General features: G+C 35.8%; 14 protein-coding genes. 4 read left to right on the plus strand and 10 right to left on the minus strand.

Annotated features, from left to right (window positions below):
- Nucleotide 1: 1 nt before the first annotated feature.
- The 3 genes from ABXG98_RS07320 to ABXG98_RS07330 all read right to left on the minus strand — a co-directional run bounded on the left by ABXG98_RS07320 (nt 2) and on the right by ABXG98_RS07330 (nt 2,390).
- A complete protein-coding gene (locus tag ABXG98_RS07320; RefSeq protein WP_353538051.1) occupies nt 2-1,174 on the minus strand; it encodes a lipase family protein in 1,173 nt (390 codons plus the stop codon).
- 13 nt (nt 1,175-1,187) lie between these two features.
- On the minus strand, nt 1,188-1,721 hold the full coding sequence (locus ABXG98_RS07325) for a DUF6795 domain-containing protein (protein ID WP_353538052.1): 534 nt from the start codon (nt 1,719-1,721) through the stop codon (nt 1,188-1,190).
- Between the two features lie 135 nt (nt 1,722-1,856).
- Complete coding sequence (locus tag ABXG98_RS07330; RefSeq protein WP_353538053.1) at nt 1,857-2,390, minus strand: DUF6795 domain-containing protein; 534 nt, start codon at nt 2,388-2,390, stop codon at nt 1,857-1,859.
- A gap of 370 nt (nt 2,391-2,760) precedes the next feature.
- Here ABXG98_RS07330 and ABXG98_RS07335 point away from each other — a divergent pair, with 370 nt between their 5' ends.
- The 4 genes from ABXG98_RS07335 to tssK all read left to right on the plus strand — a co-directional run bounded on the left by ABXG98_RS07335 (nt 2,761) and on the right by tssK (nt 7,977).
- Nucleotides 2,761-4,731 (plus strand): serine/threonine-protein kinase, encoded by a 1,971-nt coding sequence (locus ABXG98_RS07335; RefSeq protein ID WP_353538054.1) that lies wholly within the window; start codon nt 2,761-2,763, stop codon nt 4,729-4,731.
- Between the two features lie 103 nt (nt 4,732-4,834).
- Complete coding sequence (tagH, locus tag ABXG98_RS07340) at nt 4,835-6,118, plus strand: type VI secretion system-associated FHA domain protein TagH (RefSeq protein WP_353538055.1); 1,284 nt, start codon at nt 4,835-4,837, stop codon at nt 6,116-6,118.
- A gap of 17 nt (nt 6,119-6,135) precedes the next feature.
- Nucleotides 6,136-6,606: a type VI secretion system lipoprotein TssJ gene (gene tssJ, locus ABXG98_RS07345; RefSeq protein ID WP_353538056.1), complete on the plus strand. Its 471-nt coding sequence runs from the start codon at nt 6,136-6,138 to the stop codon at nt 6,604-6,606.
- Nucleotides 6,607-6,648: 42 nt separating this feature from the next.
- The gene (tssK, locus tag ABXG98_RS07350; protein ID WP_353538057.1) at nt 6,649-7,977 is read left to right on the plus strand and encodes a type VI secretion system baseplate subunit TssK; all 1,329 of its coding nucleotides are present in this window, start codon (nt 6,649-6,651) and stop codon (nt 7,975-7,977) included.
- A 184-nt stretch (nt 7,978-8,161) separates the two neighbouring features.
- Here tssK and ABXG98_RS07355 read toward each other — a convergent pair whose 3' ends face one another.
- The 7 genes from ABXG98_RS07355 to ABXG98_RS07385 form a co-directional block, all read right to left on the minus strand.
- Nucleotides 8,162-8,890 (minus strand): hypothetical protein, encoded by a 729-nt coding sequence (locus ABXG98_RS07355; RefSeq protein ID WP_353538058.1) that lies wholly within the window; start codon nt 8,888-8,890, stop codon nt 8,162-8,164.
- Entirely contained in the window at nt 8,887-9,672 is a 786-nt protein-coding gene (locus tag ABXG98_RS07360; RefSeq protein WP_353538059.1) for an FTR1 family protein, read from the minus strand. The genes ABXG98_RS07355 and ABXG98_RS07360 overlap by 4 nt, the downstream gene beginning before the upstream one ends.
- Nucleotides 9,662-10,057 (minus strand): cupredoxin domain-containing protein, encoded by a 396-nt coding sequence (locus tag ABXG98_RS07365; RefSeq protein WP_353538060.1) that lies wholly within the window; start codon nt 10,055-10,057, stop codon nt 9,662-9,664. The genes ABXG98_RS07360 and ABXG98_RS07365 overlap by 11 nt, the downstream gene beginning before the upstream one ends.
- Nucleotides 10,050-11,492, minus strand: coding sequence for a sensor histidine kinase (locus tag ABXG98_RS07370; RefSeq protein ID WP_353538061.1), 1,443 nt, complete (start codon nt 11,490-11,492; stop codon nt 10,050-10,052). The genes ABXG98_RS07365 and ABXG98_RS07370 overlap by 8 nt, the downstream gene beginning before the upstream one ends.
- 121 nt (nt 11,493-11,613) lie before the next feature.
- On the minus strand, nt 11,614-12,297 hold the full coding sequence (locus tag ABXG98_RS07375; protein ID WP_353538062.1) for a response regulator: 684 nt from the start codon (nt 12,295-12,297) through the stop codon (nt 11,614-11,616).
- Nucleotide 12,298: 1 nt separating this feature from the next.
- Nucleotides 12,299-13,225: an FAD:protein FMN transferase gene (locus ABXG98_RS07380; RefSeq protein ID WP_353538063.1), complete on the minus strand. Its 927-nt coding sequence runs from the start codon at nt 13,223-13,225 to the stop codon at nt 12,299-12,301.
- Nucleotides 13,226-13,234: 9 nt separating this feature from the next.
- Nucleotides 13,235-14,551, minus strand: a complete 1,317-nt coding sequence (locus ABXG98_RS07385; RefSeq protein ID WP_353538064.1) for a DUF3570 domain-containing protein — start codon at nt 14,549-14,551, stop codon at nt 13,235-13,237.
- Between the last annotated feature and the right edge of the window lie 28 nt (nt 14,552-14,579).

Below are 14,579 nucleotides of genomic sequence, written 5' to 3' on the forward strand. Positions count from 1 at the left end.
GCTACATAGCACTATTAATTGCTTCTCTTACCGAGCGATATAACACCCCTAATGTTTTATCAAATACCCATTTTATAACGTCATAGGTGAGCTCTGTTAATTTGTAGGCGGCCTGCCCTGCAAATACCAACATATGACCGAGTAAGCCTGCTACTTGTTTACCGTACTTAACCGACGCTTGTGCTACTTTGACTAATGTTCTAGAGATGAGATCATAAAAAGTCAGTGCTGAACCTACCGTCGCCTGTGCCATAATAGCGCTATAATAACCAGCATCTTTCAACAAGGTAATCAGCGCGGCACTAATTTTATCGGCCCAATAGGCACTGTAAGAAGCTTGATTGCGGTTATCATAATCAAGACGCACTGGCGTATTTAAAAAGTTATCAGAGCGCTTTTGTAATACTCCCCAATCATTATTGTTTGCAGATTTTACATAACCCGGATTACCATTAGTCCCCATTTTATGCGCGCTAGGACTGAAGCCCTGACCACTATTTAATCGATATTCGCTGCCATTATAAGGCGCATGAGCGAATGGCCAAAGGGGAACATTAGGCACAGGATCAGCACCATGGGTACAACGAAATATATTATCAACTCTCGCGGTTGTTTGAGCTGAAAAACCATTTAGACCAATTCGTGGTGAGCCAAAAGTATACAAATTAACCGGCATGCCATATTCACTTTTCAGCCAGTCAGCTGTTAACCCAGCTAAGGCCCCTCCTAAACTATGACCGACACAATGCACGGTACCAATAGTGCCTTGTTTTTTTGCTTGGGTGATATATTGCTGAAAAGCAGGTTTCATGGTGTTAAAGGTTTTATTAAAGCCAGCATGTACACTCGAACCAGTTGTTGAACCCGTTAATCCCACATGGGCATCAGTTATGCCATCACGTAAAGAGGTTGTGCCCCTTATTGCAATAACATGATCTCCTTTATATACGCCTTTTCCTTGACCAAGCAAAGCAAAACCAGTAGTTCGGTGGAAAAGGTGTGAAAAAAAGCCACCTGAGACCCCTCTTACGGGTCCGTTGGATAGATCGAAATCGAAAGAAGAATCTACTAATTGACTAGCGGCAACTCTATATTTTCCTTGTTTATTCGCGGTTTTAATTTGATATGAAAGCTCAGCTAGCTCCGAAGCTAACTTTGGAGGTATATTCAACATAATAGATTCCTTTTTATTTGTTTTTCCATCTACATATACTCAATACGTTATGAGTAAATTCGGGGTATTCGTAATTTATAAAATAATTTTTTTCTTCCTGCATTGTAAGATCACAATTTAGTTGTTGAAGCTTATTATAAATATTTTTATGAGCCTTCCCTTCAGTAACCGTGTACCAAAGTAAATACTCTTTATCTTTATAATTAAGGTCAACCGTCTGAAAAACTCGGGTTTCATCTAACATTTGACCTGGTAGACGAGAGCGTATGATCTGCTCAGGAAAATAAAACTCACCATCGTTATTAGTTTTACTTTGATCAGATATCTCATCCGCATAAGTAAGTGTTCTATTAATAACCACGTTTTTAATTGGTTTTCCTGCAACAGTAATGCGACCATGAATTTCAGGTGATAAATAAACATCATATTTTTTAAATAAACCAAACATAGAGGTGGCTGCCTGTGTCGAAAATAAAAAAAGAAGTACAGAAACAGCAAGTATTGCAATAACGAGAAGACGTTTTTGATGAGAGAAAGCAAAGTTCATAGTCGTCCTTGATTACCTTGATATTCCTTTATTTTTTAAGCTACTGCTTAATAGCAATGTATTAGCATTACAAATGCGAGAGTAATATAAAAGAAAATTTGTTTTGATTCAAGCACTAGTTAAATTCGAATTTATTTACCAACGACAAATACTGTGTACTAAATAACCATCTTGTGGGTACTCAACACTGTCAAATTCATGTTCTTCTTCTGAATTAGCCAAATCACAGTGTAATTTTTTCATACGTTCCGTTAATGCTTTATTAGGTTCAATTCCAATGGCCTGCGTATACCAGAGCATGTAATCTTTATCATTAGCTTTAGCTACGATAACCTGCCTAATTCTCGACTCATCAAACATAGAGCCTGGTTTTCTTGAACGAATATTTTTCTCATCAAAAGAAAAACGACCCTCATCGTCAGTTAATGTTTCGTCAATCAACTCTTTATCATCACCATAGGTCAATCCTCTAAAGACTTTAAGGCCGACAACAGGCTCGCCGTTATTGGTGATTACGCCGTGAACTTCGGGTGATAAGTGAACATCATATTTTTTAAATAAACCAAACATAGTGGTGGCTGCCTGTGTCGAAAATAAAAAAAAAAGAACAGAAACAGCAAGTAATACAATAACGAGAAGACGTTTTTGATGAGAGAAAGCAAAATTCATAGTCGTCCTTGATTACCTTGATATTCCTTTATTTTTTATGGTACTGCTTATTAGCAATGTTTTAGCATTACAAATGCAAGAGTAATATAAAAGAAAAATTTTGTTGATTCAAGTACACTACTGATTCAAAACGTGTTTTACAGAGCTAATTCGTTCGCTATTTTTAGTGCTTAGCTAAATGAGTCTGTGCCAGTAATATTCTATTAATCCTTAAAAAAGCACAGTCATCTCCATATTATTTTTTAAACTAATGGTATTTTATATTGAATTTTTTTTATTTAAGTAGCAAAATATCGCTCGTATTTATATAGGTATATTAATTGGTTTTTTCTGCCGTTACCTATTTTTCTTTAAAGGACTAATGTTAATTATGGACAATACTCATTCTAATACTTCATCTCTAGATAATAAAACAGTGCTTGCGGGTGTTTCACCTAAAAAAGCAACTAAGCCCCTAAATATTATTGGAAAATGTCTAAAAAACCGTTATTTAATAGAGTCACAAATTGGCTCAGGTGGGATGAGTGACATCTATCGAGCTAAAGACTTGCATCTTGAATCAGCGGGAATAAGTGAGCCTTATGTAGCGATAAAAGTTTTGCTGCATCAGTTTTCTTCAATTCCAGAGGCAAAAGAAATATTAGTTAAGGAGGCGAGAAAAACCCAACAGTTATCCCATCCTAATATTATCCGCGTATATGATGTAGATTCATATGAAGACTTTCATTTTATCGTAATGGAATGGTTAGATGGTGAAACACTTGATCAAGTAATAAAACGCTCTAAACCTGTGGGCGTTCCTTTTAAAGGTGCCACGATTCTAATTCAACAAATTGGAGAGGCGCTTGCTTATGCACATAAAATAGGCATAGTCCATACCGATTTAAAACCATCGAATATTATTTTAACCCGTCAGGGCATCATTAAAATTTTCGATTTTGGTGTCGCCAGAGCATTACAATTAAATTTTGATAAATATGCTGTTCAACATAACGAACACTCATCTCCTCTTAGTGGTTTTACACCGGCTTATGCCAGTTATGAACAACTAGAAGGTGATCCGCCTTGTGCAACTGATGATATTTTTTCTTTTTCTTGTATCATTTATGAGTTGCTTTCATCTAAACATCCGTACCAACGAACCGCCGCTAATAAAATCGATCTTAAAACTACACCGTTAAAGAAACCTGGTCACTTGAATTGGCTTTTATGGCCAACATTAAAACAAGGATTAGCTTTAAAAAAAGCACAACGCTGTAAAAATGTAGAAATAATTACCAAAGGCTTTGCTAACAAACTATGGCCAAAAGTCTTAGGGGTTGCGGCGTCTGTTGTTGTTGCTACTGCTGCATTTCAAGTTTACCAGGCCCAACATATTGAAATTAAAAATTTAAATAATGTAATTGCCTTAAGTGACAGTGAACAAAATAAAATAAATGCATTTAAAAATTTGTCTACTTTGGATTTGCTATCTCAGTTAGATAGTATACCAGCAGAGCAAAGACTACTTAAGCAAGGGCTGCTGAGAGAACACCGACCATCAATTCTTAAGATTGTCGAGAAAAGGATTTTAAGTGTTCCTAAAGGTGTTAATGGTATCTATAAAGATTATGATCAAATAGATCTAATTATTGACGATGCCTTGACTCTTTATCCAGATTCAATTCGTCTTATCGAATTAAAAAATGAATCAAATAATAGCCGTATTGCAACCGTTGATGCTTTGACAGAACGACTCAATTTACTTTTAACTCAAGGGCGCTATTCTGAACAAGCAGATAATAGCATTGACCGAATAATAAATGATTTAGCCTTTATCGATCCTACCTATCGGTTTCAGCCAGATGAAAATGTATTCAACATTTATCGAGATAACTTTAGTTTAGCGTTAAAAAATCATGACGTTGGTGAAATAACAACATTGATAAGTGTAGGCGAGCTTGCTTTCCCAAACCATAAAAGTGCTAAACCACTGTTAGAATTTGGTAAAGCTATGAAGTTATCGGTAACACAATTAGCCAGATACAATGAAAAAATCAATGCGGGTCAAACTGTTCAATATCCTTACAAAGCAGCTGAAGTTTTTTATAAAACAACCTTTGAACAATTTAACAATGAGTTAAACCAGTTGAGTGAAGCTAAGGAACTAATGAAAATCGATCGAAAGATCAGTGAACTTGATCACTTATTACCAAACGACTTTATACCGTTAGTCGCAGTTAAAAAGCAAATGGCTGCCTTTTATCTAAATTATGGTAATGAATCGTTGGCAAAAAACCATCTAAAAACAGCAAGGAAATTAATTAAAAGAGGTAATGAGCTATATACCCTTATTAATTAGTAACACTAAAAGCGTTTTGCTTTTTATGTATTAAACGCAATTATTATCACATTGTTTTCATAGCATATAACAGATATAACTTTATAAAAGGTATTCTTAATAAATGGAATTGATTTTAAAAATAGTAAGCTTTCATCGGCTTTCTCCTGAACAAAAATCAGAAATAAACGTGAGCAGCTCTTTAACATTAGGTCGTTCTGAAGACAATGACTGGCATTTACCAGATCCTGAAAAAATAGTCTCTGGACTACATGCTCGCATTGAAAATAAAGCCGATAGTTTTTATATTTACGATTTATCAACTAATGGATTGTTTATAAACCGAGCCGTGGAAGCACTCGGTAAATCCGCTAGCCATAAATTATCTCAAGGTGACTTGTTATCATTTGGAGATTATGAAATAGAGGTCAAATTAATCACAGACCCGAAAGCAACTAACCCCATGACTCAACGACCTGCTGTAGCGCAAGCTGCTGTTAATGTAGTGGCGGGGGTAAATACTGCACAAGGAATATCGGCACACAGTATTTTAAATGACACATTATCGAATTCAGTTAAACAAAAACAAATGCCACTGGTTTCTAATGATTTAAATGATCACTTTGACGTTCCTCAGCCGATTCCACAAGAATGGAATTCTGTACATGATGAAGTTAACTCAAATAACTCTATTACCCATGATGATACCAGCATTATCGCAGATACGCGTTTACCAGATACGTCTTTTTCTGCTCATTTAAATCACCCTAATGAATCCACACCACTAACGGTAAAAAATGACAAACCTCAAACGCCGGCTTCAATTCATAATGCCTCTTTTGAATCGTTCTTTGAAGGATTAGGCGTATCACAATCCTTATTCCCTGACCAAATTAGTGATGAATTGCTTTATGAAATGGGTGAAAGTATGCAACAACTTTTGATGGGATTAATGACATCATTAAGAACTAGAACTGCCTTAAAAAATAAATTTAGAATTAATCAAACCACATTCCAACAACAAGAAAACAATCCTTTAAAATTTTCAGCAACCATGGATGATGCATTTCAAAACCTTTTTTTAAAGAAAAGCTCTAGTTTCTTATCTGCAAGTAAAGCAATAACTGAAGCGTTTGATGATACACAAAAACATGATATAGCCTTGAGTGCAGGTACAATAGGCGCAATACAAGGTGTATTCAATCAACTAGCCCCTAGTGAAATAGAGAAAAAGTGTTTGAAGGAATCTGTTCTTGATCAAGTTATCCCCGGACAAAAACAGTCAAGATTTTGGAGAATATATCAAAGTTTACATAAGGATATGGTAGAAGAAGTGAATACGCAAAACAGCTCTCTACTTTCAGATGATTTTGCTAAAGCGTACGACAAGAAGATTCAATCATTATAATAATTAGTAGGTACACAATGAATTTAAAAAATATATTTTTAACAATGTTGCTTTCAACCATGTTAGTGGGTGCATTAAGCTGCTCAACCATAAATGCGATTATCCCCCCCTCAACCGACATAAATTTTAACGTTTCAGCTGATATTAATCCTGATATGAATGGCAGAGCATCACCCGTAGTGGTTAAAGTTTTTGAGTTATCCTCTCGCACTATTTTTGATACACAAGATTTTTTTACTCTTTATGAAAAACCTGAAGAAATTTTAGGGCCAGATTTACTTAAAAAGGATGAATTAGAGCTTCAACCCGAGCAATTAAAAACTCATAAAATGGTATTAAATAAAAATACACGTTATGTCGGTTTTGTAGTTGCTTATCGAAATATAGACAGCTCTCGTTGGCGTTCAGTCATAGAAGTATCGCCAACAGGCTATGATAATTTCACTCTTAATATTGAAAAATTAGCAATTTATGACAACCAAAAATAACAATAGAAAAACCTATAAATACAATGATACAAGAGGGATCTTATGAGTGATTATAGTCCAATTGCTTGGACCGAAGGCATGTTCTTATGTCCACAACACATGCAGCAGCAGGAACGCTATTTACAATTTCAACATTCAACAATTAACACCAAAGTTAACCCGTTGCGCTGGGGGGTGTTTAATTTCGAAATTGATAGAAGTGTGCTCTCATTAGGGCAATTTAGGCTCAACAGTATTGACTGCCTTTTTCAAGATAGTACGGTGGCTATTTTACCTGAACAAAACCCGCTACCTGAGCCAATCAACATACCCTCAGGTACTTTAGATCAAGTGATATATTTAGTTATTCCTATTAATAAAAGCACTGGTTTAAACATATCAAATGGCGATACTGAACAAATTACGCGGTATCATTTTCACGATCACAATATCATTGATACAAGTGTCGGCTCAGACGCCACAGAAGTACTGCAAGTAGGAAAACTTCAGTGTCAATTAAAATTACAAAGTGAAGACCGAGCTGGATATGTATCTATTGGTATTGCCCGCGTTATTGAAGTATCTGATGAAGGGCTTGTTAGTTTAGATAAAAAGTTTATCCCACCTTGCCTAGCAATAAATAATATTTCTGGCTTAACAAGAGTCACAAGAGAAATCATCGGAATGATTAATCAACGAGCCGATGCTATAGCAGCAAGACTCAGTCAAGCTCAAGGCTCTTCTAGTTCGATATCTGATTTCTTAATGCTGCAATTATTGAATAAATATCAACCGATTTTTGAACACTATGGCTTGTTATCAGGTACTCACCCAGAAACTTTATACAACACTATTATCATGTTTTCTGGTGAGTTGGCCACTTTTAGTGCGCCAGATAAACGTTCACCTACTTTCTTAAAATATCAACACGATAACCTGACTAATATATTTAATAGTTTATTAATAAACGTTACTCAAAATTTAAGTAGCGTACTAGAGCAAACAGCGATAGAGTTGCCATTAGAAAAGAGTAAGTACGGTATTTATTTCACCTCAATACACGACAAACATTCACTTGAAAGTGCTGACTTCATTTTAGCAGTGAAGGCTGCTATACCGAGTGAAGAATTGCGTCAACGTTTGCCAGCACAAATAAAAATTGGCTCTGTAGAAGGAATTAGTGAATTGGTTAATAACCAGCTTCCCGGTATTGCTGTAACTGCTCTCCCCGTCGCACCAAGGCAAGTTCCTTACCATTCAGGCTATCACTATTTTCAATTAAACAAACAAAGTAGTCATTGGCTCAAGTTACACACAAGTGGTGGTATTGCTTTGCATTTATCAGGTAACTATCCTGATTTAAAAATTGAATTGTGGGCAGTGAATCAATAAGCTATTAATAAAGTTACAAACAATGACTGCATAATCTTTTAATAACTCAATAACAACGCATTGCGAATCAAGTTAATTTTCATAATGCGTTGACTTCTAATATCAAATAATAATGTTTGTTACTTAGATTAGACTTATAAAACAATTACCATAAAGCCTTTTTCTAAGATTAAGAAAAAGGCTGCTAAAATTCATATTCTAGAGCTACACGTAATACATGGCCCTTACTGCGACGGTTTAATCCGGTAATAAAACCAAATTCCCATTTCAATTGTTTTTGTCCATCAAAACGTTGCAAGCCTTGTAATGCTGGTCCAATGCCAATATAGTTTTCACCTGAATATAGCTCAATGGCTGGTTGTACTTGCTCAAGGTAACGGTAACGATATTTCATTCGAAATTCAGTTTCAAATTCACTTTCAATGCTTTGGCCCCATTCATGAATAAGAAAGGCGTTTAAAGTCAAACTTGTGCGACCAAATTCTTTTTCAAATAACACTCCAGTGGTTATTTCCCGGTTTTTTTGTTGATGTTCTTGCTCTATTTCAAATAGTACACCCCAATCAGCCCAAAACTCCCCCTGTTCGGTTAACATCCAACGAACTTCAACTTCATAAGAGGTTAAACGAAAATTATCATCACTATCTTGCTCTCCAACAAAATAAAACTCTAACATAGCATTATTAGATATTGAGCGGCCATAAGCAAACCGCTGTGCCAATTGATTATTTTTACTTTCTCTGTGAGAAAATAATCGCCATTCAATCTCTTGTTCATTAGGTAAAACATAAGGATGATAGACTTTGTCTACTACCACACCATCAGCTAATGCAGAGGTCATTAGGCTAAATATTAATGATAGACTGATGCCAATAGTATAAAAAGTCACTTTAAAATATAACAATGGTTTCATGATTGTGCTCCGTTAGCTGATAACAGCAACTGTTTTATTTTACGTAGTGTTATCGGAATAACAAAAGCAATTAGGAACGTAATTAAGTGGATTGTTGAAGGCGTTGTTTCATAACCGAATAGCACAGTAAGCAGTTGCCCTACTTCAGAATTTTCTGCTATTAAGTGTCCACTATCCCAAAGTTGTTGACCGCTTGATAATATATCGACTTGTTGTAACAGAACAACGCCATGCATCAATTGGCCAATAGCAAACAAAAGTATAAAATAATTAGAGCAATTTTTGGCCAAATTATTGTTGATAAATGATAATAAAAAATAGAATAAAATAGCAATGCTCACGCAAATCCCCCCACCTAAAATAATGCCTAAGAACATTGCCTCGAAGTGTTGAGCTTGTGACCAATAATTTGATAAGTAGGCAATAAAGTAGGCACCTTTAACACTGGTAATAAGTAACAATATGATAAAACCCAGATTGGCTTTAATTCGACTATTGTTTTGCTCATTAAACATGAATAAGCCAGCAACAAATAAGTAGATTAGCACCGACACTAGCGCTAAAAAAAGTTCTAAGCCTTTACCATCGAATTGTTGTGATAAATATGAGAGGTTTTGACTAAGTAACAATGTACTAATAGTGATGATAATGAGTGTTAACATAAACCATTTTACACTGTACATGTTCAATTTATTCAAAGGAAACTGTAGTAATAATAAAGATGACACAATAAAAATAGGCAATGCATTTTGTAAAAATAACAGCACGGTATTAATTAACATAAGCGCCCTCCTTTAATACATGTTTATCAGCTAACGATTGAACTACAACTATTTTTCCTTTAGCACTATGAGGATGATATTCACCAAAAAACTTATATTCACCACTGGACAGTGGGCCGATAAAAATAATTGCTGTTTGATGTGGAAACAATACTTTTTCTCGGTTGAGCGAAAAACTATCAAATTCTTCAATAGTATTATCACGATTAGTGATCACAAGTTTGATTTTTGTATTGGCTGGAATAGTGACTGTAGCAGGATAAAATAAATGATCTTTGACCAATAAATGTAACTCGGGGCGTTTTGCTTGGCTTGCGAAGGCAAAAAGCAATACAAAACTATAAAATACAAACTTGGTTAAATATTCCGGTAACAGTTTACGCATAACTTAGTTCCGGCGTTTGATTGTGCCTTGGGAATATAACCTCAATTTTAAGTCCATGTAATACAGGTGACCTTGACAGTTTGATGCTAGCGTTATGTGTATCTGCAATATGACGAACTATGGTTAAACCTAATCCACACCCTAGCGCTGAGGAATTATGTTGATCCCCTCCTACTCGGTAAAACCTGTCAAAAACTCTCTGATATTCCCCTTCAGCAATTCCTACACCAGAATCTTCCACACAAAGAATTACAGTTTGATCTTTTTGTTTAACGGTCACGGAAATTTCGCCGTCAATGGGCGTATATTTATTAGCATTGGAAATTAGGTTAGTAGCTAATAAATGTACTGCCAACTCATCTGCAAATAAATAAATATCATTACTATTTAAATGAATACGTTGATTTTTCGCATAAATATCGTTGTACAGGTCAGCAATAACAGATTTTAAACATAAATTAAGATTAAAGTCACAGTGGGTGTAGGTCAATTTTGCTGAGTTTGTTTGATTCAGATGCAATATTTGATCAATTACATGGCCCATCCTATCAACACTCTTCGTCAATGCTTTAATTGATTCTAGCTTATCAAATCCAATCGAAACCGTTTGTGAAACCGCGAGCTGATCCTGTTGTTTCAGTTCATAAATAAGGTTGTGTATGTTAACTTTTAACACACTGAGCGGTGTTCTTAACTCATGAGCTGCATCAGAAGCAAAATGTCGCTCCCTTTGAAATGCGGCATCTAGCCTAGTAAATAATTGGTTTAGAGTCTGAACTACATCTGATAACTCAGTATTATCCACTTGTAAGTTTAAAGGACTAAAATCATGACTTTTCCTTTGGCTCAATTCATCCCTTAATTGATGTAATGGTTTTAGCCCTTGAGTAATGACAATAAAGATCAAAATGGATAATAAAATGATGGCAATTATCATTGGTGTGACTGCAGATAGAATTAACGACTGCGCTAGAATAAATTGCGTTTGCAGTGGCTGCGCTACAATTACGCGTATTGTTGGTGCGTTTAACTCTGGCGAGTTATTTGTTGATAAATTAGCTATTTTCAGCGCACGCCAACGTTGTGCTAAAAAATTAACTTCGAAAAAATGATGCGTTTGATCAGCAAAAAGATTATCAGTACTAATTAGGTGATCGGGGGCATTATTACTCTTAAATACTAAACGTTGGTCTTTCCATACTTGAAACGCAAAACTTGCTTGTTGAGCAATTTGAATAGTGGAACTACTAAAATCTGCAATTGCCTTTGATTGTGAATGAATCGCCAATAGTGTATTGGCAATGTCTAACAATTGGTGGTCAAACTGTTCTTGCGCCTTTGACATACTGCTTTTATAGCCTTGAGTAGCAGCAATAAAAGTAATTAAAGTTAACATTGAAAATAAGGTTAATACCAAATAGCGGCGAATGCTCATAAAATTTATTTAGCCTTTGTTCAAGCTGGTTATACCAATGAAGAATATAAAGTGACTGTGTTTAACCAATTTTGCTTGTTCTAGGTTCGCTAATGAAGTGCTGAGTTGGGGATAAATTTAATCAAATTGGTTTAATATTAATAATATAACCAACACCACGAACATTTTGAATAAATTTATTCGGTAAACTTTTTCGTAGTTTATGAATATGTACCTCTACTGCATTACTCAATATTTCTTCACCCCAGTGATAAAGTTTAGACTCAATATTTTCACGTGACAGTATTCTTCCAGCATTTTCCATTAATGCTTTCAAAACCATAAACTCTTTTTTAGAAAATACTAACTCAGTTTCTTGTAATGTAGTTTGATCGCAAACAAATACTTTATGGGCAAGTGTATCAAGCTTAACATTCTTGATAGAAATGATCGATGAGTTCACTGTCCCTAAACGACGTTCTATCACACGTAATCGTGCCATTAGTTCCTCAATTTCAAAGGGTTTGGCTAAATAATCGTCTGCACCATAGTCAAGGCCTTGAACTTTACTATCAATTGAATTTCGTGCTGTTAAAATAATAACCGGCAGTGTAGTGTTGTGATTTCGTAACTCTTTCAATAATGTTAAACCATCCATATCAGGTAAACCTAGATCAAGGATCATCATATCATGTTCAGGTGTGGCTAAAGCAGTTAAGGCCTGCTTCCCTTGGCTAACATGATTAACAATGAAGCCTTTTATCTTTAGGGATTGCTGCAGAGCATTTGCTAGGGGTAAATCGTCTTCTACCAACAATAAACGCATGTTATCTCCTTGCCCAATATTTTATCGCTTGTTGTGTTAAAAAGTGCTCAGCATTTTCCTCTTTCAATAATGCTAGTGTTGCTAATATACCCGCTTGTATACATTGTGGCGCAGCGACTGTGATTGATCTAGGTGCATTTACAATGGGCCATCCTGTTTTTGCATTTAAAATATGCCCATAACGTAAGCCATTATTAATAATATACCGCTTTGCATCGCCACTTGTTGCTAATGCACCTGTTTTTAACGAAACGATCATATCAGGTGCATGCTCAGATATAAGTTTGTTACTTAAGCCTGGGTGCTCTATGGCCACTTGCCAATAGGCGTCGTTTTGGCGTGGACTTGTCACAGCTAAATCACCACCTAAATTGACAAGCACTGGAACTGTTGTATATTGCTTGGTTAATAGGATTGCGCGATCTACTGCATATTCTTTACCTATACCCCCAAAATCAATTTCCATCCCTTTGGCTAAAGTAATGCTATGGCGATCAAAACGTATTTTATGCCAACCTAAATAAGGCATGACGGCCCTAATGGTATCCGGTGAAGGAAATTGCGAGCTATCCAGAATATCGCCATTAAAAGACCAAACTTTGCGGAGTATTCCGGAACTTAGATCAAAAAGGCCATCACTTAATTGATAACATTGCGTTGCAAAATTTAACAGCAAATAAGTTTCTTCATCAATAACAACCTGTTTACCAGCGTTACTATTTATGGCACTACACATACTATGAGGATCATATCGACTATATTTATCTTCAATGCGCCAAACTTCAGCTGAAATAATATTTGCTAAAGCTTGCACTAATGACTTGTCTTGAGTTTGCACTAGAATTTCACAGGGACTAGCCATGGCATTAAAATGAATACCATAGCTGTCATCATTTTTACTTAAGGTGACCTTTCTCTTTTTGTTCACAGTTTATCTTTAAAATGAATAATTTACTTGGGCAATAATAGCATCTATGGTTGGATAAAGTTCAACATCATTTAATACGCCTGGTGAATCGAAGCCTGCGTCGGTAGGCGCTTGATGATAATACTCTAACCTAAATGACAAATCGTGACCATTATTAACTATTAACCCATATTTTAAGCCAATAGTGACTGCCGTCATTTCACCTATCCGGTAATCAGCACTAGCAAATTGTGGCAGAACTTTTTCATCTAACAAAAAAGGTTGATAAAAATTTGCAGCACTTTGTTGGTAAAACCTAAAATGGGGTTGAATAAAACTATCCGCACCAAAATTATCACTCAACTTTATTCTTAACCGTGAGTCTATGGTATGCGAGGCTATTTCCCAATCATCCCACATATATCGGTAGGATAAGTCTAATACCGAGTTGTCAAAATGGTATAAAGATTGCGCATAAAGGCTTTGTTTAATGCGTGAATCTGGCCGGGATTCATAGCGGTAATCTTGGGCTATACCGTCATTATTAACCACAGATAATATTTTAAAAGGGTCGGTTAAATAGCCATCTACTGTTGAATAGGAGTAATTAAACTGCATTAACATTCGGCGATTAATAACTTGGGTAAAGCCGAGTAATATATCGGTTGTGGATTTATCATCATCACTACCCCGTCGTGTTTGAGCGAAATTCTCATTCCAACTATCCTTATCACTGTCACCAATAAGCATGGAAGTTAACGGTTTAGGCACCCCTCCCTCTGGACTAAAAGTATCTTGAAAATAGCTAAAACCAACAGAAACAGTGGAGTTTTTGCGATCAAAATCGAACGCAACATTACCATTGATACCTAATGACAAATAATCATATTCTTTAGATAAGTGCGCGCCACCACTGACACGATGGTTTGAGGTAATAGGCTGGGTCCATTGTGCGTTAAATTGCACACGCGTATCGTGAAAGGTATCATCTAAAGGAACATCCTCTGATGCGATGGTATATTGGCCATTTCCTGATGGGCGGGTGAATGTTTGAGCTTTTGGTTGGGCAACCGCGCCATTAGCTGAAGCACCAGTTAAAGCATCTATAGTTAGTTTAAGGTTAAGCACTTCTTCATTTTCAAAGGTTTTTTTTGCATTGAAAATAGCTTCACCCGCACTCACTCTGTCGGCTTCATTATAAAAAAGTATGGCGCTATCAAATTCCCAGGCGCTATCATCAACAACAGTGGCAGTGTCGGCCTGAGCGAGACTAGTGTTACCTAACAATGCTGCTGTTGCTAGCGTTAATGCTGTTTTTATATTGGCTGTTTTAGTGTTATTTTTCATTTTTTGATACCGTGAAAATTGTTTAGGA

Source organism: Colwellia sp. KU-HH00111 (assembly GCF_040362745.1).
In the GTDB taxonomy this organism is placed as follows: domain Bacteria; phylum Pseudomonadota; class Gammaproteobacteria; order Enterobacterales; family Alteromonadaceae; genus Colwellia.